We start from the raw sequence: 23628 nt of genomic DNA on the forward strand, positions 1-23628 counted from the left end.
ACTTAATATAACGATTGAGAAATAAAAAACACTTCAATTATAACATTTAAAATGTAATGTTATTAAAATTAATGTTACAATTATCATGTAAATAAAGTACAATTTAATAAGCAATAGCTGTTAGGCTATTGCTTATATATTTATATAGTATAGTCGGAAAACAATAATTAACAATTTCCATATTTAAGTATTAAAAGTGCTTATTTGAATGAAAAGTTATATTTGAATTAATTACGGACATGACAAAAAGACTTTTTTATACACTATTTTAAAAAAGCCGTAGGCTGGTTATTGAATTGAAATTTATTTTAAATTACGCAGCTATATTTTTAAGAGTTGGGAAAATATCGGCAAGGGCTATTAATCTTTCTGATGCCCAAGCATCTATGAAACAGCAAAATGCACCAAGAAATACCCTTGTTATTCTACACCCAACAGAATAAATAATTGCATCTTCAGCATGAAAATTGTTATTTATTCTATCCCAACATCTTTCAGTAGTTGAACGTCTTTTATAAAGAGATTTCCATTGTTTTGAACCTCTTAATATTGGAGTGAAATACCTTGGGTTGTCTAATGTTTTAGTGTAATAAGATTTATTGCTTTTCATAGGACATTTTTCACAGTTTTCACATTGAACTGGGAATAACCATTTATGTCTATATTGTTTACTAATAATTCCCCAATTACGAAGCTGATGTCCACAAACAGTTCCGTGTGGAATAGCATTCTTATCAAGTTTAACAAATTCACTATTTGATGAAGGTTTTGAAGAACGTGAATTTAAATCAATAATAGGATTTATTCCATAATGCATGCATAAAAGATAAAAAGCATTAGCATCATAAGCAGAATCTAAGGCTACAGAATGAAATTTAATTTCAGGATATAAATCCACAAGTTCTTTAAGTGCATAAACGCCAGTAACAGCATCATGGCGTGCCGCGCTAACAAATTTAATATGGATAGGTAGGCTGTAAAAGCTATCACAGGCAGTAAATCCGTGATAGGTATGACCATAGTAATAATGTTCATTAAAGCTATCCCAACCCCAGCTAGCACTGGGGTCGGTAAACTTTCGATAACAGTCACAATGTTCTCCTGGTTTAAGTTTGCAATCACAAACTTTTTTACCGTAAGGCGAAGCCTGTGTTGGCATACAGGTTCCGTCGCCAGCAATATTTAGTTTAGAAGGATCGCCCAAAATACCCATTGATAAAGAAGGAATAACAAATAATTCTTTAAGTATGTTGTTCATTTTGGATTCGCTTCTGTCAAGGAGCTTTGAATTATCATATTTTAAGATTCTTTTAACTAAACGGTCAACTACACCAGACTTGGAGTTATTCATCTTTTGGTTTTTCTTTTGTTTTTTACGTGGTTTACGTTTAATTTTACGCAGTTTGGATTTATTAAGGATCTTATCCTTATGAATCAGCCTATCCATAAAATCATAAAAAGTACCTACACCAGGAATTCGGTCAACATGTATGCCTTCGGCTTTAGAGTCTGAATAGCAAGCGGGTATAAAGCCAGATAAAATTGAATAGAAAGGGTCTGAACGTAATGTTTTTACCCAAGATGATATACTAGTTTCTTTACAATAAGCCATGATAATAAGTGACCTGAGTAATGCTACCGCATCTTTGGGCGGAGCCCCTTGATTAGATTTAGAGTAAGTACTTTCTATTAGAGGGACAATTCCGGTTAGGTCGGTAGACCAGATTTTAGTTATTTGTGAACTACGCTCAAACAAAGTGATTTGTTGATTGGTTTGAATATAGAATTTTTCTAAAAATGTTTCAAGAAAATATTGATATTGAGAATGAGAAACCTTAACAGTTAACATAAAAACACTCCTCGCAAATGAAATAATGTAAAAAAATATACATATTTAATTTTGCGAATTTTTACTAGCTGTCAAGTCTTATTTCACAATGTTTAAGTAAAAAAGATTAAAAGTAATACGAATAGCTTAAATTTTCTAGGTTATTCGTACAATATGAGGCACCACGAATTTTTGAGGTGAAGTTGATTTTTGAGCAAAATGAATCAAGAGTTAGCAGTACCTTAAGAGTTTCCGAGAGTGCACATTTATATGATGAGAGGTAACAGTATGTTTAAATTAGCAATGAGTTCACTCATAATAGTTCTGGGAATAACACTCATTTTATTAGGAATTTATAATACTCAAAAAAAACACTAGAAATAAACATTCAAGACAAGAATGTACTAAATAAATATCTAAAACATCAAAAAGTTTCAACTGTTATAGCTGGATTTAGTTTTCTACTATTAGGTATATTATCTATATTAAATTTACTAACTGGTGAACAGATCGGGCTTTTGGGCAGTTCTATTATTAAGTAGAGTAACCGATTTTGCATTTGAAAAAAAATACCCAACAACAAATTTGTAGTTAATACTAATATATGTTATTCCCTATCCTATCTGCTTCTAATTGATTACTTATGCACTTTTTAATAATTACCTTTAAAGTAGTACCACGTCCAAGGCAATATTCGATACAAAGTGTGCACTAATTATAATAACCCTCATATTATATCAGTAGATATTAATACTATAGGAGTTAGTAATAATGAGTAAAAAAGTATCAATTAACCTGCCAGATCATGTGTATAAATTAGCACTGCGAAAATCTAAATTAACTCATGGAGAAAATAATTTTTCAGGTTATTTACGTGAATTAGTATGCAAGCAATTTACAGATAATGAACTAGAACATGAGCTTTTAAAACTTAATGAACCCCTATGGTTAGGGATTACAAAGACAGCTGAGTATAACTCTACTTGTCAGGTATGTACTAATTCCATTTCTCCTGGAGAATTAATTTGTTATACTGACTTAGGATTTCAAGAAGACTATAAAAATTGGGTTCACAAGAATTGCTGCAGAAAAGATTAATAAGTAGAACTAGAGATGACAAATTAACCTCACCCTAACTTGCTACATACACTGAATCTAATAACGTAAAAAAATAGGCCTTTTAAAGGCCTATTTTTACAGACCGTTGACAAACATAAAATGTAAAACACTCTAATTTAAAATTGGAGTGTTTTTTTCATATTCAAAAAGGATTTTAGGACATCAATGTCGAATATATATAGTATACAAACTTTATAATTCGGAGGGCATTATTATGATTAATGAAAAGAACTTCACACAACAAAAACTAGAAATGGTGTATTTAGAAGATTTAGTTCCTAAAGACCATATTCTGAGAAATATAGATAAATACATGGATTTCTCTTTTATAAGAGAACTGACTAAAAAATATTACTGCTTAGATAATGGAAGACCTGGCGTAGATCCTATTATACTTTTTAAAATGCTGTTTATTGGGTACTTATTTGGAATAAAATCTGAACGACAACTTGTAAAGGACATTGAAGTAAATGTGGCTTATAGATGGTTTCTAGGACTAAGTCTTACTGATCCTATTCCAGATCATTCAACAATTAGCCAAAATAGACGTAGACGGTTTAAAGGTACAGATGTGTTTCAAAAAATATTTGACAAAGTAGTATTTAAGGCTATAAATCTTAAGATGGTAACCGGTAAAATACTTTACACAGATTCTACACACCTAAAAGCAAATGCTAATAAGCGAAAGCTTGTGAAAATTGAAGTTGAAAAAACGCCGAAAGAATATATAGCTGAACTTAATAAAGCAGTAGAAGAAGATAGAATAAACCATGGTAAAAAACCTTTAAAAGAAAAAGAACCTGTTACCAAAATAAAAGAAACTAAAGTTAGCACAACCGACCCTGACAGTGGATATATGATGAGAGATGGCAAGCCGGAAGGCTTCTCATATTTAGATCACAGAACTGTCGATAGCAGACATAATATAATTACTGATGTGTATGTTACTCCTGGAAACATAAATGATGTTGATCCTTATATCGATAGATTAGATGTGCAAATAAAAAAGTTTAATTTTAATACAAAATATGTTGGTGCAGATGCTGGTTATGCTACAAATCTTATATGTAAAAAACTATATGAGAGGGAATTAAAATCTGTAATGGGATACCGTAGGTCTCCACATACAAAAGGAATGTACACAAAAAATAAATTCCAATATGTTAAAGAGCAGGACATTTACGTATGCCCTGACTTAAGGGCTTTACATTATAAAACAACAACAAGAGAAGGATATAAAGAATATGTTGGTAATGCAAAATATTGCGACATATGTCCAAACAGAGCTCAATGCTTTTCTGCAAAAAGCAAGTTTAAAACTATTAGAAGACATGTTTGGGAAACGTATAAAGAAGATGTTGTAAAGTTCACCAGAACAGATAAAGGCAGAAATATATATAGAAGAAGAAAAGAAACTATAGAGCGAAGCTTCGCAGATTCAAAACAACTGCATGGGCTTCGCTATTGCCATATGCGTGGATTAGAAAATGTGCAAGAGCAGTGTCTGCTTACAGCAGCAGTGCAGAATATGAAAAAGATAGCTAGCCTGCTATCTTTACTGTTTTTTGATTTTCTAACTAAGAAGATAGTTGTTATTTTAAATTTATCCATAACTCAAAATGCTATCGCATAATTGCATGTAAAAAGCCCAGTATAATAAAAAAATTATACTGGGTTTGTAAACAACCTGAAAAAATAGGCCTTTTAAAGGCCTATTTTTAATAAATAATCTATTTAGCTAAATCTTCTATAGAATTAATGTTCATATATTTAGGAACAACTAACCCTATTTTAGCTCCCTCTAGATTTGGACCTAGATCTTCAACTTTACCTTTGTAGTCAGCCATATATTTAGCGTGTGTTCCTGGTAACCATGCTGCAACAATAGCATCTACATCTCCAGTAGCTACAGCCGCCCACATAGGACCTGATTCTACTTGCGTAAGTCTAACTTTGTATCCCATATCTTCAAGTACTAATGCAATTACATTAGTAGATGCAATTTCTGTATCCCAAGAAACATAAGCAAGCTTGACTTCCTTACCATCCACTTTTTTTGCACCCGCTGTCCACTTACTTACTTTATCTTTATTGTCAGTAATCCATTGTCTTGCAACTTTCTTTACATCTTCACCCTCGTTAACTTTAAGCATAACAGCTTCCATATCATCAGCTGTCCATGAAAATTGGTCTAAAATTTTATAAGCATCTGGCTTATCTTTTTTTAATCCTAAGCGTGCAATTGTATTTATATTTTCAGCACCACCGAAAGATCCCTTAGGGTCCTTTAAGTATTTCAAATCATATTTACTAAACATCCAGTGAGGTGACCAACCAGTTATTATAATTGGCTCCTTATTTTTAATTGCATCTGAAAGTGCTTGTGTCATAGCAGCGCCTGAGCTAGTTTGCACTTTATAATCTAATTTATAGTCTTTAACAGCTTTTTCAGCAGCTTGCACTACGCCCGCGCCCGCATCTATACCTGTAATCTTATAATTTAATTGTTTTTCAATACTTGAATTATCAGTCTTTTTTACTTCGCCACTTTTACTACTACATCCTACAAAAGTCAGAGCTATTAGACTAAATGTTACTATTCCAAATTGTTTCCAATTATTTTTAATCATTAATTTACTTACTCCTTTTATTTTATTTTGAAATGTCGTTAAATCATCTTCTTCGAAGCTGCTATATTAACAACTTCAGAAGGAGATTTACACTCCCAATTATAGAAGTGGAGACTTTCCTTCTGAAATGTCGTTAAAACCTTATGTAGTGTGTTTTTTATTTAGCGCTTGAGTAATACGATCCAATATCATCGCTAATATAACAATAGCTAAACCTGAAGCAAATCCTTGTCCGGCTTCATTTCTTGTAACCGCTCTAAAGACTTCAACACCTAACCCGTCAGCACCAATCATAGAAGCTATAACAACCATAGATAGTGCTAACATAATTGTTTGGTTAACCCCTGCCATAATTGTATTTTTCGCAATCGGAAGTTGAACCTTAAATAATTTTTGTGCAGGAGTTGACCCAAAGGCATCTGCTGCCTCAATAAGTTCTGTTGAAACTTGACGAATACCAAAATTAGTTAACCTTACAACTGGAGGCATTGCAAATATAACAGATGCAATAATTCCAGGTACCATTCCTATCCCAAAGAAAGAAACAGCTGGTATTAAATAAACAAAAGCAGGCATAGTCTGCATAATATCTAATATAGGCGTTACTATATCTTGCACCATTCTGCTTTTTGACATCCAAACTCCAAGAGGAATACCAATCAAAATTGATATTGAACTAGATGTTAAAATCAATGAAAGGGTAAGCATGGTTTGTTCCCAATATCCAAGATTTAGGATTAATAGCAACCCCAATAATGCAAATATAGATAAACCCCATTTTTTCTTAGTTATAAATATAGTTAATGCTACGATAATCAGAATAAAAACCACTGGAGGGATAGCTATTAATGCGTCACTTAACCCATTTACAACAGCATTTAGAGTATCTTTAATTGGTTCAAAAAACCACTGAGCGTTATCTCTTAACCATGCTACAAGCATGTCAGCCCATTTAACTATTGGTATCGTTGGTATTTGTTTCATCGTTATTCACCTCATTTCCTGCAAGAGCCGCGAGTACCGCACCTCGAACTATAATTCCTTTTAATATTTTTTCTTCAACAACAGCTACTGGTACAGGAGAATCGTGTATTATCTCAAACAAATCATTTAATGATAAATCTGGAAGAACCACAGGAACATCCGTAATCATAACATCATAAATATCTTTAGTTCCATTTTTCACTGCTTCAGCTGCTGCATCTGCAGTTACAACTCCTAAGAACTCTTTGTTTTTATTAATAACATAGATACTTGAAATTCCGGCCTGTCTCATACGTTTTAATGCAACTCGTGGACCATGTTTTTCTACATCTATGGTCTCTGGGCGTTTCATAACATGTTGTGCAGAAAAAACCTTGGATCTATCTACATCCTCAACAAACTTTCTAACATATTCATCAGCAGGATTTGTCATAATTTCTTCTGGAGTACCAACCTGCACAATTAAACCATTTTTCATAATTGCTATTCTGTCTCCAATTTTAAGTGCTTCATCTAAGTCATGCGTAATAAATATAATTGTTTTATGCATAGTTGCTTGTAAATCTATAAGCTCATCTTGCATCTCTTTACGATTTAAAGGATCTAGTGCTGAAAAGGCTTCATCCATTAATAAAATATCTGGATTATTAGCTAGAGCCCTCGCAAGACCTACTCTTTGCTTCATCCCTCCTGATAATTGACTAGGATATTGATCCTCGTATCCTTTAAGCCCTACCATTTGTAATGATTCAAGGGCTTTTTCCTCAATTTCTTTTTTATCCATACCTTGTATTTCTAATCCGAATCCGGCATTCTCCAAAATAGTACGATGGGGAAATAATCCAAATCCTTGAAAAACCATGCTTAGTTTCTTTCTTCTAGTTTCTCTTAATTTATGTTTATCCATTTTCGCCAAATCCTCACCATCTACTAACACACTACCTGCATTTGGCTCGATTAGACGATTAATCAATCTAACAAGGGTGGACTTCCCACTTCCTGATAATCCCATAATGACAAAAATTTCTCCAGAGTGTACTTCAAACGATACCCTATTTACACCTACAGTCATTCCTGTTTCTTTTAAGATATCTGGTTTTGTTTTTCCTTCTTGTAAAAGTTTTATTCCTTGTTTAGGGTTTTTACCAAAAATCTTGGTCAAACCTTTAACTTCAATTTTCAACATTTATTCACCTCTTTGATTATTTAATCTATGTATTATTTGTAAACACATCCCTTTAGATTTAAGCGATATTCTTACATTGTACTAGACCTCGACAGTAAATACAAGTTTTCGACAATCGCATTTTCCCTATTATATTACATATATGCTATGAATAAGGTATTTGCACACTTATTCAACCTCCTGAATTATTAAAAATAATTAACATAAAAAGGTGTTCTTTATAAACACCTTTTTTTGTTGGATCTATTTTGTTATTGTGTTACATTTGTTGTTTTTCTATACAATGTTTTTACATTTAAGTTTTTTAATACTTTTCCATAAGAAGAATGCGGTTAGTGCAGTTGCGATCAAATCTGCACAAGGTTGTGAAAGCCATAATCCATCCAATTTAAAAAATAATGGAAGAATAAGAATAAGTGGAATTAGTACTATGACCTGTCTTAATATGCTTAAAATCATTGAGGTTTTTGCCTCATTTATTGCTTGAAAATAGCTTGCCCCTAAAATTTGAAACCCTAATATAGGTAAAAAGATTAAGTCTATTCTAATTCCACGTGCACCTAGATTTATTAGGTCAGTATTACTACCTACAAATACGCCAATAATCTGCTTCGCAAATACTTGTACTCCTATAAATCCAATTATAGCAATGCAAGTGCCAAAAGTTATGGCAAGCTTTAAAACCTTTAAAACCCTTGGATACAATTTAGCCCCATAATTATATCCTATTATAGGCTGAATCCCTTGACTTATACCAAATATAGGCATAAAAATAAGCATTGATATACTATTTAATATTCCCATTGCAGCTATTGCAAGATCTCCTCCGTAAGAATAAAGACCTTTATTATATAAAATAATTACAAAACTTGATGCAATTTGCATTGAAAAAGGCGCCATGCCAATAGCAAAAATATCTTTTATAATATGTTTATGCAGCTTTAAATTGGTTTTCTTTATTTTTAGCACGCTTCCACTGCTTTTAGATGTAAAATATTTCAATACTAAGATAGTATTAAAAGCTTGAGAAATTATGGTTGCTATTGCAGCACCTTGAATTCCCATATCAAAAACGAATATGAATATTGGATCTAATATAATATTAATAATTGCACCAAATACCATTGTAAGCATTGCCATTTTAGGATTACCCTCTGCTCTAATTATATTATTAATACCAAATCCTATATTTTGAAAAACAGCTCCCATAAGTATGATTTGTATATATGCTTTTGCATAGGGGATACTATTTTCACTTGCTCCAAATAAGATTAGAAGTTTATTTAAAAACAAAACTCCAAGTATACTAATCACTAATGATATTATCGTTATAAGTATAAAGGCATTTCCCAAAATATTATCTGCCGCTTCCTTGTTTTTTTCTCCTAGTTTTATTGATATAACTGCACTAGCACCTATCCCAATAAGCATTCCAAAAGCCATTATAATAACTGATATGGGGAACGTTATAGCAAGTCCTGAAAGTGCATAGGATCCTACCCCTTTAATATGCCCTATATACATTCGATCTACAATGTTATATAACGCATTTACAATCATCCCTGTTATAGCCGGCACCGAAAACTTAACCAATAGTTTTCCTATACTTTCTGTTCCTAATTCTTTTGTTTGATTCATAAAAACATTCCTCCATACTAAAAATATAAATTTAAAATGTCAGTAAGAAACTTTTACAATTTCCAGTAATTTTATATTATTCTATTTAAGTCACATATGTTTAGATATGCGGCATTAACCATTGATATACCTATTTTATAGTATAACACATGTTCTACATTTTTTCTTATTCTGCAAGCCTAAATTATTCAATCTACTTCAGGGCTCATTAACAACAAAATATATTGCAGTTTTTATAAATATAGTTTGTAATGTTTATTAGAATACATTCAAATAAACATTAACTTCAAAATTACATTTAATATATTGTCCAAAAATGTGATATAATAATTCTTTATTGTCTTCTCTATATTTAAAAAAATTTGATATGTCTAATTTATTTTAAAATAGAAGACAGAATCATATACGCAAAAATTGTTAGGAGTGACAAAACTATGAAAAATACAATATTAACACCTAGTGGAGTAATAAAATTAGAGGAAGAATTATCCCTTCGCACAGGAGAAAAAAGAAGAGAAATAACAGCCGCAATTAAAGAAGCAAAGGGCCATGGCGATTTAAGTGAGAATGCAGAGTATGATGCAGCTAAAGATGAGGAAGCAACCAATAATGATAGAATAATTGCAGTTCAAGAGTTACTTAGGAACTCTACAGTCGTAGATGATTACAGTAGTGACGACCAATTAGGTCTTGGAGGTCAGGCTGATATTAAATTTCTTGACACAGGTGATATTGAGAACATACACCTGGTATCAACAGTAGAGACCAACCCTGATTTAATGAACATAAGTATTGAATCCCCTCTTGGAATGGCAATATATAAAAAGGCACTTGGGGAAAAGTGCTCTGTTATATCTCCTGAAGGCAATTATGAAGTAAGTATAGAAAAAATTTACGAGTAAAAAAATTTAAGCAGAGATCACTCTCTGCTTAAATTTTTTTTATTAATTCTTGTTTTGTAAATTTAAAATTACCCCTTATCATTGCTTTTATGAATTCACATTTCAAACCCTTATTTCAAGGCACGGCGGAGAAACTTCATACGGATGCACGACACCCTTTACTTATTATCCACCATATTTTTTTCTGCTGCCTCTACCATTCTCTTTACCATTTCTCCACCGACATTACCTGAATTTTTTATTTTATTTACAATATTACTTGGCACATCGCCCATATCTACATTTCTGCTTTCAATATTATCTACTGCCATATCTTGTGCTACTTCCATCTTAAATTTTTGAAGTTTTCCCGCTGCTTCTGGTACTAATGTTCTTTTAGTCATTTTACTACCTCCATATAATTTTATATTGTAAATACCCAAGATATATTGTAATAATTTTGATCTCAACCTTGTATATCTACAACTAGTATTTTTTAAAACGAACTTTTTATTCATTAATTCATCTTTAAAATTTTTATTTAGTTTTATTAATTTTGATTGTGTTTGAAATAAAATAAAGAAGATAACTTTAATTATCTCCTTTTTCTATTATATTTATTTATAATAGTTATCTATTTTTTTATGCGGCTTATAAACTCTACCATTAATGATTTTTATCAGTAGAAGATGTCTTGAAACTTTTTTCAAGCCTATCCACAACTTTAGTATACTTGTCCTTTTCATTTGCTGGAAATTTAAAAATAAAAGTATTTGTTGAAGCTTTTCCTACTACTTTTTTTTGATATACTATTTCGTCACCTTCAGTATAAGATATTACAAACCAACTACCACCTTTAGCTTTATAATACATATTATTATTTTTAATTGCTTTATTGTATATTGAATCAATAGTATCATTTGGTGCATTATTAGTTCCATATACCTGCAAATAAACCTTTCCATCGTCAGATTTAAGTATATTACCATTTGCAGTATCATTAACTACTTTAAGATCATTAGGATACATAATTGAATATGAAAATTTTTCATTACTATAACTTTTATATTCATCTTCCTTAAGTTGATTCCCCTGAGACTTTGCCTCTAATATTTTTTTAGTCTCGATTGCTTTTAAATCCGATGTTTTTTTTGCCTCCGCCGCTTTTGCATCTTCTATTATTTTATCTGCTACTATTTTTGCATCTGCTATTTTTTTATCCGCTACTATTTTCGCATCTGAAATCCTTTTATCCGCTATTTGCTCTGGTGTTCCTGTTGCAGCTTCTGATGATACTTGTGATGGTGGTGTTGAGACTATTCTGTATATACTTACTACTATAACTAATAGTACTATGAGTGATAAGATTACAAGTGCTTTTACTGACTTTTCCATTTGTTTTTTCTCCTCGCATATGCTTTTATAGTGATAACTTTATAATCATAATTATTTAAAAGTTATTTGTTTTTTTTAATAAAAATGCTAAATACAATTGCTATAATAAACCCAATTAAAAACGACACCCAGATTGGCATAATTTAAACCCTCCTTAACCATCACATTAAAAAGGATACAGACTTCATGTCTATACCCTAATCAATTGTAGTCTCTAAACTTTTAAGCTCAGCTTTTTCTATTTTAGATCACTTATGAAATTTGGAAGATCAAAGCAAGATTTTGCAATCTCCTTTGTTAAATAACGAGTTTCAAGAGGCAATTTATTTACGTCCATGTTACTAGGATCATAAACATCTGAAGCCATTGTAAAACTCCATAATCCACCTGGATAAGTTGGAACAAACGCTATATAGGTTTTTACAATTTTAAAGTTATTCTTTAATATCCTTCTTGTATTCTCAATTATATTACGATGAAGCATTGGAGATTCACTTTGACATACCATTACTCCATCAGTTTTTAATGTTCTTTTTACATTTTTATAAAATTCTTCTCCAAACAAATCCTTAGCAGGACCCTCAGGGTCTGGTGAATCGACCATGACTATATCATACTTAATATCGGTCTTCTTTACGTATTCAACTCCATCACCGAATTTAAAATTGATTCTTTTATCAAAACCTGCGCCTCCGCTTATTTCCGGAAGAAATTTTATGCTTTCTTTTGTTACTACTTCGTCGAGCTCAACCATGTCAATTGTCTCAAGTCCTTTATACTTTGATAATTCTCGTACCGCTCCACAGTCTCCTCCACCAATTACCAATACGTTTTGTGGATTTTTATGTGTGATTACTGGAATATGAGTAATCATTTCATTATATATAAAACCATCTGCTGAAGTAGTCTGCATTGACCCATCAAGCACAAGACATGGACCAAATGCCACAGTATCAATCAAAGCTACCTCTTGATAGGGCGATTTGCTATATGAAAAACATTTATTAATTTTGTAAGTAATTTTCAAACTTTTTTTCTCAACTTCAACTTCCTCAAACCACAGTTCATTATCAATTTTTTTAAAATACTTTGGCAATTCATCCATTTTCATAATAATTCCTCCATTATAATAAATTTAAGCTTGTAAAGATGCAACTCTATTATAGTTAATTCAACAATTACAGCTTTAATGTTTTCTTTTGTATCTCCGAAAGCCACCACTTCAAGTATATCATAGATATTCGAAAGTTCAACTTGGATATGCTAATGATAACCCAGCACCACAATATCTTATTCTATTTAAATCTCCATCAACCAATAATAGCCAACTGAAAGTTATCCCATGGTCACTCAAGAAAAAAAGCTGAACATTATAATTAGGTTAATAATATTAATATCATGTTATTTTTTTCTAAAACCCTTTTTAAAACATAATTAAGAAAAAAGAATAATAGAAAATAATTATAATGTTTTGCGCAAACTAGAGGATGTAGATGTTGCTACTGTGGAGATGAAAATAAACAAAAATCATTAACTAAATGATAAAAAAGGCATTGATAACTCAAAAGAAACAAAAGCCACCTGCATAAAGGTGGCTTTTTATACTATAAATGTTAATTATTTATATTGCTGAAACATTCTCACATTTCAACAATTGAAGTAGCATCTTCTTTCGATTTTATTAAAATGTTTGAAATTACAAAAGCTAGTAAAGAAGGTACAAGCCATGAGAATCCTGCACTTGCTAGAGGAATAAATTTAATAAATGCGATGTTATTCCCACATAAACCATTTACTGTATCTAAAATAGTTATTATTAAAGCTGTGTATACAGTTATAGCAACAATCTTATCATTTTTCACTTTATCACCAAGAAAAGTAATAGCTATTAGAATAATTACAATTGGATATAAAATTTGTAAAATTGGAACTGCCAATATAACTATACTATCAACGCCTTTTGTAGCTATTACTCCACTTACTAAAGCCATAGAAATAGCATTAGTCGTGTAAGATACTTTGCCATTTGAGAGTTTAGTAAAGTATTTTGCTCCACTTGAAAGTAATCCTATAGAAGTTGTTAAGCATGCAAGACTCACAGATAAACTAAGAATAACGCTACCGATACTGCCTAAGTCTAGTTTTACAATTTGTGTAACTAGATTAGTTCTAGCTATATCTTCAGAGAACAAAGTAGATGTTTGAGATCCAAGATACATAAGTCCAGAATATACAAAGGCTAAACCCACTACAGCCACCATAGATGCCTTTATAGTCATCTTCATTATATCTTTTGGATTTTCATAACCCTTTGCTCTAACAGCTGAAAGAATTATTGATGCCAATATAACAGAGCCCATACCGTCCATCGTTTGATAACCTTCTAATAAAGATTTTGAAAATGCACCTTGGTAATGTGTATTTACAATTGGTCCAATAGGAAATATTATCCCTTTAAATATAATTATAGCGAGCATTAATAAAAGTGCTGGTGTAAGTATTTTACCTATATTATCAATTATTGAAGAAGGTTTAAGCACGAATGCAAGTGTTATTGCAAAATACAATATAATAGTTATGTTTTGCCCCATAAATGGGAATAAAGGCTGTATTCCAAGTTCGAAAGTCGTTGCGGCTGTTCTTGGAACTGCAAATAAAGGTCCTATAACAAGAATTAAAGCTACACCTGTTATTATTGCAAATTTTGAACCTACTCTATTTGCCATTTTATCGAAAGAACCATTAATTTTAGCACAGGCAATTATTCCAATTAGAGGAAGACCAACTCCTGTAAGGAGGAACCCTATAATAGCTATAATAAACTTGCTTCCTACCGCTTTCCCTAAGTATGGTGGAAAAATCAGGTTTCCTGCACCGAAAAACATTGCAAATAGTGCAAACCCTATAACCAAGGAATGTTTTGTTGAAGTTTTCATTTGTGTATACCTCCAGATGGATGAATTTATGTAATTTTAAAAAATAATTAAATACATACTATTATTTTAAGAATAAGGCTTACCTTATCTTTCTAAATTTCTAATTGATCCATAATGCATAGTAATGCTAGGTTGAACAATAGTTTTCCTATTTTACCGTTTTCAAAATCTGAATTCATGACAAAATCTCCTTATTAAATTATTCGAATAATAGCATTGTATAACAATGCGTGAATAATAACAACTATGAAAAGTATACCAATGAGCTAACTTCCGGATCACTGTGATGCACCCAATACATTTTTTTGCTGTTGCAATTCCCCTAGGCCATTGACATAATTACACATATTTTTTTATTTACAAACAAGCCTTTAAATGCTAAAATTAGTCCATAATTGTTATAAATTGTGAAGTAACAACATTTTTTTACACCTAGTATTAGTTACTGTAAACCTTACAGCATGATAGATTGTAGAATCTAATAAATTAAAAGTAAAAATTTGAAAATTTACATTAGTCAAGTGTATCATTATTTGAATATGTTCTTTTATCATCTAAGGAGAAGTGATTTAATGTATGAGTATTAAAATTAAAATAATTATTAGTTACCTAATATTAATTATACTTACAGCAAGTTTTTTAGGTATTTTAATTGGTAAAATATCAAAGGATGCAGTATTTAAAGAAGTTAAAGAAAAAAGTCAAACTGTAACAGAATTAATTAATACTACAATAAGTGTAAGAAATGATTCCATTATAGAAAAGTCTTATAGTAATTTAGATTCTGCTGAGAAGTTATTATGTAGTTTTGGTAATATAAACGTAGATAATACCCAAAGTATAAAAGTAGGGGATTATTATTTACCAGTTTTATATGCTGGAACACATAAGCTATCATTAGACACTAATATTGTTGATGATATACATAAATCTATAGGTAGCACAGCTTCTATATTTTTATTAAGTAATAATAAATTAATAAGGGTATCTACAACCCGTATTAAAGGCAACCAAAGACTTGAAGGGACATACTACCCTGCTGGCTCAGATATTTACAATACAATAATTAATAATCAAGAGTATTGGGGCGTAAATTTATCTGAAAATGAAAGTTATTTGTCAAGAATCAAACCATTACTTAATAAAGATAAAAAGGTTGTAGGAGCGATAGCTGTAGGGAATACGTTACTTAATGATTATCTAGAAAAAACAATAAATAACTTTAAAATTGGAAAAACAGGTTATGTATACATAATGGATTCTAATGGAAAAGCGATTGTCCATCCTACTGATAAGGGAAAGAATCTAAGCAACTATGAATCAAGTAAAAAAATAATTTCAAATAGAGATGGATTAATTGAATACACATATAAAGGTGTGCATAAATTAGCTTACTCTATGTATTTCGAACCTTGGGATTGGTATATTGTTACCACAGCTAACTATGATGACTTAGCATCGTCAAGTAAATCAATTTTGAATACCACATTATTAAGTGGGTTATTAATGATTTTATTAGGTGGGATTATAGCTGTGTTTATGGCTAACAACTTGGTTAAACCCATTAATAAATTAAAGTCATATATGGAGATTGCGGGCTCAGGCGATTTAACAGTACACTCGGACATAAAAAACAAAGATGAAATAGGGGTATTATCCGATAGTTTTAATAATATGATAACTGAAAATAAACATCTGATAGAAGAATTGGTACAATACGATAAATTAAAAACTGAATTTATTGCCAATATGTCTCATGAATTAAAGACACCGTTAAATATAATTTTTTCTACAGCACAATTATTTTCTGTATATATAAGCAAAGATATAACTTCAAATAACATGGACAAGTTAAACGAATATACAAATTATATAAAACAAAATTGTTATAGACTGTTACGACTCGTAAATAATATAATTGATATTAGTAAAATCGATTCTAAATTTATGGAGTTAAATTTAAAGAATCAAAATATAATACAAGTTGTTGAGGAAATAACCCTGTCAACTATTCCGTATGTGCAAGGCATGTCAAGAATAATTATTTTTGATACGGATATAGAAGAAAAAATTATGGCTTTCGATGAAGAAAAGATGGAGAGAATTTTACTTAATTTAATTTCTAATGCAACTAAATTTACTAGGCCTGGAGATAAAATCGAAGTTTGCGTTTACGATAAAGATAGTCACATTATACTTTCTGTAAAGGATAATGGCATAGGAATTCCAGAAGATAAGTTATCACAAATTTTTGAAAGGTTTAAGCAAGTGGACCCTATACTAAGTAGAGCACATGAAGGTAGTGGTATAGGACTTGCTCTAGTTAAATCTTTAGTTGAAATGCATGGAGGTATAATTAATGTACAAAGTAAGTATCAAGAAGGTACAGAATTTACAATAAGCTTGCCTGTTAATATAGTTGACGGTAACGATAATCCGAATTCAAAAATAGGTTTAATGAATCAAACAAACAGTGAAAAAATTCAAATTGAATTTTCCGATATATATAAATAAAAAAGCTGCATTGAATGCAGCTTTTTTATTATACCCTTTACTTTTTCTTTAATATTTGAATTTGTCCTAAAGATCTTTCCTCGCCATCATTCCCAACTCTAGTCATTATGTATATTTCATAAAAATCTCCGCTTACCTCAATATTATTTCTATCTATATACTCAATAAGACTTTTATAATACTTGCTAGTATCATTATAATCATCATCAAAATTTAATGTTATATATTCCCCCTTTGGCAAAGTTATTAAATTATCATCATTTGTAACACACTCGAAACCATTAATTAGCATATTATTATATATTAGTTCATTATATTTTTTTATATCTTCATATGATACAGCAAAAGCAAGTTCTTTAATTGAACTACTATACTTCTGCTCCATCGATACTAATATTTCACTTAGATTTATTTCAAATTCTTCTGTATATCTCTTTGTATTATTATATTTTTTGAATTTTCTTTCCTTGTTATATTTAATAAAAACATCATTAATACCTTCTTTTAAAGAATTTTTTATACGCTTCTCAAGAAAACTAATATTATTTTTTACTGTGTTTAAATCTTTTATTTTGGTATCTATCATTTCCTTTTGCTTACTTATTATATTAAGTATGGAATCAAATGAAGTATAATTTTCTATTAATTCCTTTATTTCATCTAAAGATAAGCCCATAGCCTTACATTGTTTTATTGAATTAAGTATTACAAAGTGTTTTGCAGAATAATATCTATATCTGCTCTTCTCGTCTATATATGACGGTTTTAGTAGTCCAATTTTATCATAATATCGTAATGTCTGAACTGATATATTTTGTAACTTTGACATTTCTCCTATTGAAAAGTTTGTCCCCATATTCTCACCTCATTTGTATTTAATAGTGCACTCTCGGAAACTCTTAAGGTACTGCTAACTCTTGATTCATTTTGCTCAAAAATCAACTTCACCTCAAAAATTCGTGGTGCCTCATATTGTACGAATAACCTAGAAAATTTAAGCTATTCGTATTACTTTTAATCTTTTTTACTTAAACATTGTGAAATAAGACTTGACAGCTAGTAAAAATTCGCAAAATTAAATATGTATATTTTTTTACATTATTTCATTTGCGAGGAGTGTTTTTATGTTAACTGTTAAGGTTTCTCATTCTCAATATCAATATTTTCTTGAAACATTTTTAGAAAAATTCTATATTCAAACCAATCAACAAATCACTTTGTTTGAGCGTAGTTCACAAATAACTAAAATCTGGTCTACCGACCTAACCGGAATTGTCCCTCTAATAGAAAGTACTTACTCTAAATCTAATCAAGGGGCTCCGCCCAAAGATGCGGTAGCATTACTCAGGTCACTTATTATCATGGCTTATTGTAAAGAAACTAGTATATCATCTTGGGTAAAAACATTACGTTCAGACCCTTTCTATTCAATTTTATCTGGCTTTATACCCGCTTGCTATTCAGACTCTAAAGCCGAAGGCATACATGTTGACCGAATTCCTGGTGTAGGTACTTTTTATGATTTTATGGATAGGCTGATTCATAAGGATAAGATCCTTAATAAATCCAAACTGCGTAAAATTAAACGTAAACCACGTAAAAAACAAAAGAAAAACCAAAAGATGAATAACTCCAAGTCTGGTGTAGTTGACCGTTTAGTTAAAAGAATCTTAAAATATGATAATTCAAAGCTCCTTGACAGAAGCGAATCCAAAATGAACAACATACTTAAAGAATTATTTGTTATTCCTTCTTTATCAATGGGTATTTTGGGCGATCCTTCTAAACTAAATATTGCTGGCGACGGAACCTGTATGCCAACACAGGCTTCGCCTTACGGTAAAAAAGTTTGTGATTGCAAACTTAAACCAGGAGAACATTGTGACTGTTATCGAAAGTTTACCGACCCCAGTGCTAGCTGGGGCTGGGATAGCTTTAATGAACATTATTACTATGGTCATACCTATCACGGATTTACTGCCTGTGATAGCTTTTACAGCCTACCTATCCATATTAAATTTGTTAGTGCGGCACGCCATGATGCTGTTACTGGCGTTTATGCACTTAAAGAACTTGTGGATTTATATCCTGAAATTAAATTTCATTCTATAGCATTAGATTCTGCTTATGATGCCAATGCTTTTTATCTTTTATGCATGCATTATGGAATAAATCCTATTATTGATTTAAATTCGCGTTCTTCAAAACCTTCATCAAGTAGTGAATTTGTTAAACTTGATAAGAATGCTATCCCCCACGGAACTGTTTGTGGACATCAGCTTCGCAATTGGGGAATTATTACTAAACAATATAGACATAAATGGTTATTCCCAGTTCAATGTGAAAACTGTGAAAAATATCCTATGAAAAGCAACAAAACTTATTACACTAAAACATTAGACAATCCAAGGTATTTCACTCCAATATTAAGAGGTTCAAAACAATGGAAATCTCTTTATAAAAGACGTTCAACTACTGAAAGATGTTGGGATAGAATAAATAACAATTTTCATGCTGAAGATGCAATTATTTATTCTGTTGGGTGTAGAATAACAAGGGTATTTCTTGGTGCATTTTGCTGTTTCATAGATGCTTGGGCATCAGAAAGATTAATAGCCCTTGCCGATATTTTCCCAACTCTTAAAAATATAGCTGCGTAATTTAAAATAAATTTCAATTCAATAACCAGCCTACGGCTTTTTTAAAATAGTGTATAAAAAAGTCTTTTTGTCATGTCCGTAATTAATTCAAATATAACTTTTCATTCAAATAAGCACTTTTAATTCTTAAATATGGAAATTGTTAATTATTGTTTTCCGACTATACTAATTTAATATTTCCAAATAGTGATGTTATTTTTTACTTTTAATGCATCTTCAAACTATTATTTTCCTTTAAGTTCCACATTTAACTCGGTTAAAACCGCTTGTGTAGAAGTTTTTATGTTTGCAATTAATTTTATAGTTATAAATGTTAAACTTTCGGATACTATTGCACTTATCCATATTCCATTTATTCCAAACATACCTCCAAATAAAGTTAAGCATATTGGCAAGAAAATAACTGATCTACATACACAACTTATATTTGCATACTTTGGTTTTTCTATAGCTTGATAATACACAAGAGTATTTAAATTTATTCCTACTACAAAATAGCTAAAACTTGCTATTCGAAGGGCCTTATATGCTAATTGTGCTATGTATGGATCTCTTGTGAATATTCCTATAATCTTCTGTCCAAAGCTAAAACTTGTTATAACAAAAAAACCACTTATTAAAATTGATGCTACGCATGTTATTTTAAAGAATCCTATCAATTTCTCAACATCTTTTCTTCCATAGCTGTAACTTAAAAGTGGTTGTACTCCGAGTGTTATTCCATAAAGAACCATATAAATATTTGTAGTTAAATAATTTATTATACTATATGCAGAAATCCCTACCTCCCCTACATATTTTGCTAAAGCTATATTATGCAATAACACAATTATTGAATAACTTGCTTGTGCAAAGAATGATGGAAACCCTATAAGTGAAAACTCTTTAATAAGTCCCTTACTAATCTTTACATTCCCAAAAGTTAATTGACCTTCTCCTTTTAAGAAATGACGGAATAGCATACATACCGTAACTATTTGACCAAGGCCTGTAGCTATAGCTGCTCCTTTTATTCCAAAACCAAGTTGAAATATAAATATATAATCTAATATTACATTAGTTATTGCACCACTTATTGTAGATACCATTGCAAGTTTTGGTCTTCCATCGTTTCTAACAAAACTACTAAGAACTATTCCCGTTAAATTAGGAATACAAAATAGTGCATAAAACCTTAAATACTCTACTGACAAACCCTGTAGCCTCTCTGTTGCTCCTAATAATTTTACTATTGGTTCTGTAAATATAACACCAATTACACTTATTACAACACTAATTATTAGCAGAAATTTAAATACTTGTCTAAATATATTTACTGCTCTTTCAGTATTATTTGCTCCAAAATTTTTAGAGACTAGAGCTCCTCCACCTATTGCAAACATAGAAGCTAATCCAAATAACATAACTGTAAATGGTAGCACTATGTTGACTGCTGCTAATGCTGAATCACCAACACCTTGTCCTACGAATATTCCATCAACAACTGTATATAAAGATGAAATAAACATAGCAAGTGCTGATGGAATAGCATATTTCAAAAATCTCTTTGTCATATATATCCACCTTTTTTCATTATTTTCACACTTTCTTATTATAAACTGTATTGTTACTATAGAGTCAACTTCTTTCTAAATAAGCAAAAGTATTACTAAAAAATAGAGCCAACAGATAAATTTTCATCCGCGACTCTATTTTTTTATTTTTTTGAATACTACAGAAATAACGTTAAAATGTCTAATTTATTATGCTCTATCCATTTAGAAAAACGTGTTTAAATAAATTTCTCAGCACTCTTCCAATGTTTTGAAGCTAAATCATACTTTTTAAAGTCTGGTATAGTTCCACCTGTTTCAAGTAAAGCTTTTGCCACTTTTTTAAAATCCCTTCTTGTTTCACATTTAAAAGAATTTGATTCTTCTATTGATTCCATTACATCTCCAATTTTTTGCTGAAAGCTATTCATTCTTAAACCTCCTTCTATTTTGATGTGATAGATAATAGCCCTGAATTTTATCTACTTCAGCTTTATTTCCCTACTAGAGCCTCATTTAATAAACACTAATGCCTTGATTGCGTAGAACTTTCACTTGATTTTATTTCTTCTTCTAAAGCGACATCAGTAATGTCACTAGACATATTAGATATGTTATACATAATAGACATCTCAGTGTTTGAAACGCCACTACTTCCTTTATTAGCATCTAATTGATTAATTGATTTTTTTGCTTTTCCTAACTTATTTTTATTCATTAGTATCTCCCTTCGAGTACTGAAATTACACTATATATTACACTATATAGTTTAACCATTTTGTTATAAAGTATAACAGGGAACTAATGAACTCTATTTTTAATAGGTTATTAAGTATGAGTCATATATGTAAATCAGATATAAATAAATATGTTTCAGCAATAAGTATAAATAGTATTTTTACACATACTATATTTATAGTAAAATTGGCGGTGAAGGATAAATGAAAATTTTATTTATGACAGTTACCCTAAGAGCATCGTGGTCGCATTCATTAAAAGAAAAAAGAATGGTTGTAAAAAGCATAGTTCAAAAACTAAAAAACAAGTTTAATATATCAGTAGCAGAAGTAGCTGAGCAGGATATTCATCAAACAATAGTTATCGGTATCGTAGGAATATGTGGAACTTCATCACAACTAGATTCTACAATGGAGCATATTATAACTTTTATAGAATATAATACTGATGCAGAAATAATTGATATTCAAAAGGAGGATATCCAAGGTATGTAGACTTTCTATTGATGCTATAATTGGTCTTGTTGCAAAAAAATCTGCATAACATATTCAATGTGAAGAGTTGTTGAATATGTTATGCAAGTGTTTTTTTGTATGTGGGTAAAAATCTTTTCCCTTATATTTCTATATCCTTCCAACACACCTTGAAACTAGTTTTCCAAAGAATTACATTAACTATCAAAAGCACGATCGCATAAATACCAATAAATGTCACATTATTTCTAATAACTACATGGATTCCAGCAAATACTAGAAGCAGCATAATTGTAATTACTGATGGTAGTATAAGTTTACCACTATCAGCTGTAGCAAACTTTACACTAAAGGGCATTGCCTTATTTGCTGCTTTAAAATACACCAATGATAATATTAAAAGAACTAGAAACATTACTATTAAGTCTAAAATTATAGACGGTCCTTTAAATATTGTGAACACTATAGATTCTAATATATAGAGTGGTAGTATTAGTTTGAATATAGTTCCTTTTACTGCCCCTTTTAATATTACTCCTGGATTTTCTATTGGCAATACCTTGTATATAAAGGCCCCCTTATAATTATCACTATTATTTATAAACGCTGTACAAAAGCATAATAGGAATATAGTTATATACATTAATAAATGAATTTTCCCACCATATCCTGTTTTAATATTAGCCATGAAGGATTTATCTTGTCCGCTACCCATAAACATAAATAGAACTGGCATAAATACTGCCATTGCAAGTGTTGGATACACCTTAAGCTTCAAGTTTCTTTCTGTAGCTATCATATTTTGAGTAAATTTAAACATACTCTTTTCAATCTTGTCCTTGCAAACAAGTCCTGCTATAAATTCTTTTCTAGTTTCACTTTTGCGACTTACGGCTCCCCCTCTATCATTTAATTTTTGGAGGTTCTTTTCAAAATAAGGTACTACGCTTTTAATATAAAGCGTCATCAACATAATCGGACCTAATATTGCGAGTGTACATAAAAATATTAGAAAAGGTTGTTTATTCCCATCTATTAGTATACCAAATGGAGATGCAAGCCACATAGATGGAAGTAATGCATGCCACAACTTGGGTATATATTCACTGTTCAT

The 23628-nt window shown here is 30.6% G+C and carries 20 protein-coding genes; 6 read left to right on the forward strand and 14 right to left on the reverse strand.

The genetic code is table 11. The features are described from left to right. Positions 1–313: 313 nt before the first annotated feature. Positions 314–1849, reverse strand: coding sequence for a transposase (locus ACWJKP_RS13065; protein ID WP_224578784.1), 1536 nt, complete (start codon positions 1847–1849; stop codon positions 314–316). A 750-nt stretch (positions 1850–2599) separates the two neighbouring features. On the opposite strand from ACWJKP_RS13065, the gene ACWJKP_RS13070 reads away from it, so the two are divergent. Next, entirely contained in the window at positions 2600–2926 is a 327-nt protein-coding gene (locus ACWJKP_RS13070; RefSeq protein ID WP_165415071.1) for a hypothetical protein, read from the forward strand. Between the two features lie 235 nt (positions 2927–3161). Further along, positions 3162–4580, forward strand: coding sequence for an IS1182 family transposase (locus ACWJKP_RS13075; RefSeq protein WP_224578821.1), 1419 nt, complete (start codon positions 3162–3164; stop codon positions 4578–4580). 97 nt (positions 4581–4677) lie between these two features. Here the strand turns inward: ACWJKP_RS13075 and ACWJKP_RS13080 are convergent, their stop codons facing one another. From ACWJKP_RS13080 to ACWJKP_RS13095, 4 genes are all read right to left on the reverse strand, one after another. Next, positions 4678–5577 carry a glycine betaine ABC transporter substrate-binding protein gene (locus ACWJKP_RS13080; RefSeq protein ID WP_165414527.1) on the reverse strand — a complete coding sequence of 300 codons (900 nt, stop codon included), beginning with the start codon at positions 5575–5577 and terminating at the stop codon, positions 4678–4680. 141 nt (positions 5578–5718) lie between these two features. Continuing rightward, positions 5719–6561: an ABC transporter permease gene (locus tag ACWJKP_RS13085; RefSeq protein WP_165414528.1), complete on the reverse strand. Its 843-nt coding sequence runs from the start codon at positions 6559–6561 to the stop codon at positions 5719–5721. Further along, entirely contained in the window at positions 6530–7747 is a 1218-nt protein-coding gene (locus ACWJKP_RS13090; RefSeq protein ID WP_165414529.1) for a quaternary amine ABC transporter ATP-binding protein, read from the reverse strand. The genes ACWJKP_RS13085 and ACWJKP_RS13090 overlap by 32 nt, the downstream gene beginning before the upstream one ends. 276 nt (positions 7748–8023) lie before the next feature. After that, a complete protein-coding gene (locus ACWJKP_RS13095) occupies positions 8024–9385 on the reverse strand; it encodes an MATE family efflux transporter (RefSeq protein ID WP_165414530.1) in 1362 nt (453 codons plus the stop codon). Positions 9386–9819: 434 nt separating this feature from the next. Here ACWJKP_RS13095 and ACWJKP_RS13100 point away from each other — a divergent pair, with 434 nt between their 5' ends. Beyond that, complete coding sequence (locus ACWJKP_RS13100; protein ID WP_165414531.1) at positions 9820–10287, forward strand: GreA/GreB family elongation factor; 468 nt, start codon at positions 9820–9822, stop codon at positions 10285–10287. A gap of 158 nt (positions 10288–10445) precedes the next feature. Here ACWJKP_RS13100 and ACWJKP_RS13105 read toward each other — a convergent pair whose 3' ends face one another. From ACWJKP_RS13105 to brnQ, 4 genes are all read right to left on the reverse strand, one after another. Next, positions 10446–10670, reverse strand: a complete 225-nt coding sequence (locus ACWJKP_RS13105; protein ID WP_165414532.1) for an alpha/beta-type small acid-soluble spore protein — start codon at positions 10668–10670, stop codon at positions 10446–10448. A 262-nt stretch (positions 10671–10932) separates the two neighbouring features. Continuing rightward, the gene (locus tag ACWJKP_RS13110; protein WP_165414533.1) at positions 10933–11661 is read right to left on the reverse strand and encodes a hypothetical protein; all 729 of its coding nucleotides are present in this window, start codon (positions 11659–11661) and stop codon (positions 10933–10935) included. Between the two features lie 238 nt (positions 11662–11899). Further along, a complete protein-coding gene (gene speE / locus ACWJKP_RS13115; protein ID WP_165414534.1) occupies positions 11900–12772 on the reverse strand; it encodes a polyamine aminopropyltransferase in 873 nt (290 codons plus the stop codon). A gap of 529 nt (positions 12773–13301) precedes the next feature. Further along, complete coding sequence (brnQ, locus tag ACWJKP_RS13120; protein WP_165414535.1) at positions 13302–14597, reverse strand: branched-chain amino acid transport system II carrier protein; 1296 nt, start codon at positions 14595–14597, stop codon at positions 13302–13304. Positions 14598–15173: 576 nt separating this feature from the next. Between brnQ and ACWJKP_RS13125 the strand changes: the two genes are divergently transcribed. Beyond that, positions 15174–17111 carry a Cache 3/Cache 2 fusion domain-containing protein gene (locus ACWJKP_RS13125; protein WP_165414536.1) on the forward strand — a complete coding sequence of 646 codons (1938 nt, stop codon included), beginning with the start codon at positions 15174–15176 and terminating at the stop codon, positions 17109–17111. 37 nt (positions 17112–17148) lie between these two features. Here ACWJKP_RS13125 and ACWJKP_RS13130 read toward each other — a convergent pair whose 3' ends face one another. Then, positions 17149–17967: a MerR family transcriptional regulator gene (locus tag ACWJKP_RS13130; RefSeq protein ID WP_165414537.1), complete on the reverse strand. Its 819-nt coding sequence runs from the start codon at positions 17965–17967 to the stop codon at positions 17149–17151. A 268-nt stretch (positions 17968–18235) separates the two neighbouring features. Here ACWJKP_RS13130 and ACWJKP_RS13135 point away from each other — a divergent pair, with 268 nt between their 5' ends. After that, complete coding sequence (locus ACWJKP_RS13135; protein ID WP_224578897.1) at positions 18236–19771, forward strand: hypothetical protein; 1536 nt, start codon at positions 18236–18238, stop codon at positions 19769–19771. 224 nt (positions 19772–19995) lie between these two features. Here ACWJKP_RS13135 and ACWJKP_RS13140 read toward each other — a convergent pair whose 3' ends face one another. From ACWJKP_RS13140 to ACWJKP_RS13150, 3 genes are all read right to left on the reverse strand, one after another. Continuing rightward, positions 19996–21324, reverse strand: coding sequence for an MATE family efflux transporter (locus tag ACWJKP_RS13140; RefSeq protein WP_462961206.1), 1329 nt, complete (start codon positions 21322–21324; stop codon positions 19996–19998). A 218-nt stretch (positions 21325–21542) separates the two neighbouring features. Beyond that, a complete protein-coding gene (locus ACWJKP_RS13145; protein WP_165414454.1) occupies positions 21543–21734 on the reverse strand; it encodes a hypothetical protein in 192 nt (63 codons plus the stop codon). A gap of 95 nt (positions 21735–21829) precedes the next feature. After that, the gene (locus ACWJKP_RS13150) at positions 21830–22021 is read right to left on the reverse strand and encodes a hypothetical protein (protein ID WP_165414453.1); all 192 of its coding nucleotides are present in this window, start codon (positions 22019–22021) and stop codon (positions 21830–21832) included. Between the two features lie 223 nt (positions 22022–22244). Here ACWJKP_RS13150 and ACWJKP_RS13155 point away from each other — a divergent pair, with 223 nt between their 5' ends. Continuing rightward, positions 22245–22535 (forward strand): DUF503 domain-containing protein, encoded by a 291-nt coding sequence (locus ACWJKP_RS13155; protein WP_165414452.1) that lies wholly within the window; start codon positions 22245–22247, stop codon positions 22533–22535. 121 nt (positions 22536–22656) lie between these two features. Here the strand turns inward: ACWJKP_RS13155 and ACWJKP_RS13160 are convergent, their stop codons facing one another. Continuing rightward, positions 22657–23628, reverse strand: coding sequence for a hypothetical protein (locus ACWJKP_RS13160; protein WP_165414451.1), 972 nt, complete (start codon positions 23626–23628; stop codon positions 22657–22659).

This window comes from Clostridium sp. CM037, assembly GCF_055081095.1.

What these genes read in the sequence shown, in the direction of transcription:
- ACWJKP_RS13065 (WP_224578784.1), bottom strand. Translation starts at nt 1,849, where the DNA reads ATGTTAACTGTTAAGGTTTCTCATTCTCAATATCAATATTTTCTTGAA.
- ACWJKP_RS13070 (WP_165415071.1), top strand. Translation starts at nt 2,600, where the DNA reads ATGAGTAAAAAAGTATCAATTAACCTGCCAGATCATGTGTATAAATTA.
- ACWJKP_RS13075 (WP_224578821.1), top strand. Translation starts at nt 3,162, where the DNA reads ATGATTAATGAAAAGAACTTCACACAACAAAAACTAGAAATGGTGTAT.
- ACWJKP_RS13080 (WP_165414527.1), bottom strand. Translation starts at nt 5,577, where the DNA reads ATGATTAAAAATAATTGGAAACAATTTGGAATAGTAACATTTAGTCTA.
- ACWJKP_RS13085 (WP_165414528.1), bottom strand. Translation starts at nt 6,561, where the DNA reads ATGAAACAAATACCAACGATACCAATAGTTAAATGGGCTGACATGCTT.
- ACWJKP_RS13090 (WP_165414529.1), bottom strand. Translation starts at nt 7,747, where the DNA reads ATGTTGAAAATTGAAGTTAAAGGTTTGACCAAGATTTTTGGTAAAAAC.
- ACWJKP_RS13095 (WP_165414530.1), bottom strand. Translation starts at nt 9,385, where the DNA reads ATGAATCAAACAAAAGAATTAGGAACAGAAAGTATAGGAAAACTATTG.
- ACWJKP_RS13100 (WP_165414531.1), top strand. Translation starts at nt 9,820, where the DNA reads ATGAAAAATACAATATTAACACCTAGTGGAGTAATAAAATTAGAGGAA.
- ACWJKP_RS13105 (WP_165414532.1), bottom strand. Translation starts at nt 10,670, where the DNA reads ATGACTAAAAGAACATTAGTACCAGAAGCAGCGGGAAAACTTCAAAAA.
- ACWJKP_RS13110 (WP_165414533.1), bottom strand. Translation starts at nt 11,661, where the DNA reads ATGGAAAAGTCAGTAAAAGCACTTGTAATCTTATCACTCATAGTACTA.
- speE (WP_165414534.1), bottom strand. Translation starts at nt 12,772, where the DNA reads ATGAAAATGGATGAATTGCCAAAGTATTTTAAAAAAATTGATAATGAA.
- brnQ (WP_165414535.1), bottom strand. Translation starts at nt 14,597, where the DNA reads ATGAAAACTTCAACAAAACATTCCTTGGTTATAGGGTTTGCACTATTT.
- ACWJKP_RS13125 (WP_165414536.1), top strand. Translation starts at nt 15,174, where the DNA reads ATGAGTATTAAAATTAAAATAATTATTAGTTACCTAATATTAATTATA.
- ACWJKP_RS13130 (WP_165414537.1), bottom strand. Translation starts at nt 17,967, where the DNA reads ATGGGGACAAACTTTTCAATAGGAGAAATGTCAAAGTTACAAAATATA.
- ACWJKP_RS13135 (WP_224578897.1), top strand. Translation starts at nt 18,236, where the DNA reads ATGTTAACTGTTAAGGTTTCTCATTCTCAATATCAATATTTTCTTGAA.
- ACWJKP_RS13140 (WP_462961206.1), bottom strand. Translation starts at nt 21,324, where the DNA reads ATGACAAAGAGATTTTTGAAATATGCTATTCCATCAGCACTTGCTATG.
- ACWJKP_RS13145 (WP_165414454.1), bottom strand. Translation starts at nt 21,734, where the DNA reads ATGAATAGCTTTCAGCAAAAAATTGGAGATGTAATGGAATCAATAGAA.
- ACWJKP_RS13150 (WP_165414453.1), bottom strand. Translation starts at nt 22,021, where the DNA reads ATGAATAAAAATAAGTTAGGAAAAGCAAAAAAATCAATTAATCAATTA.
- ACWJKP_RS13155 (WP_165414452.1), top strand. Translation starts at nt 22,245, where the DNA reads ATGAAAATTTTATTTATGACAGTTACCCTAAGAGCATCGTGGTCGCAT.
- ACWJKP_RS13160 (WP_165414451.1), bottom strand. Translation starts at nt 23,628, where the DNA reads ATGAACAGTGAATATATACCCAAGTTGTGGCATGCATTACTTCCATCT.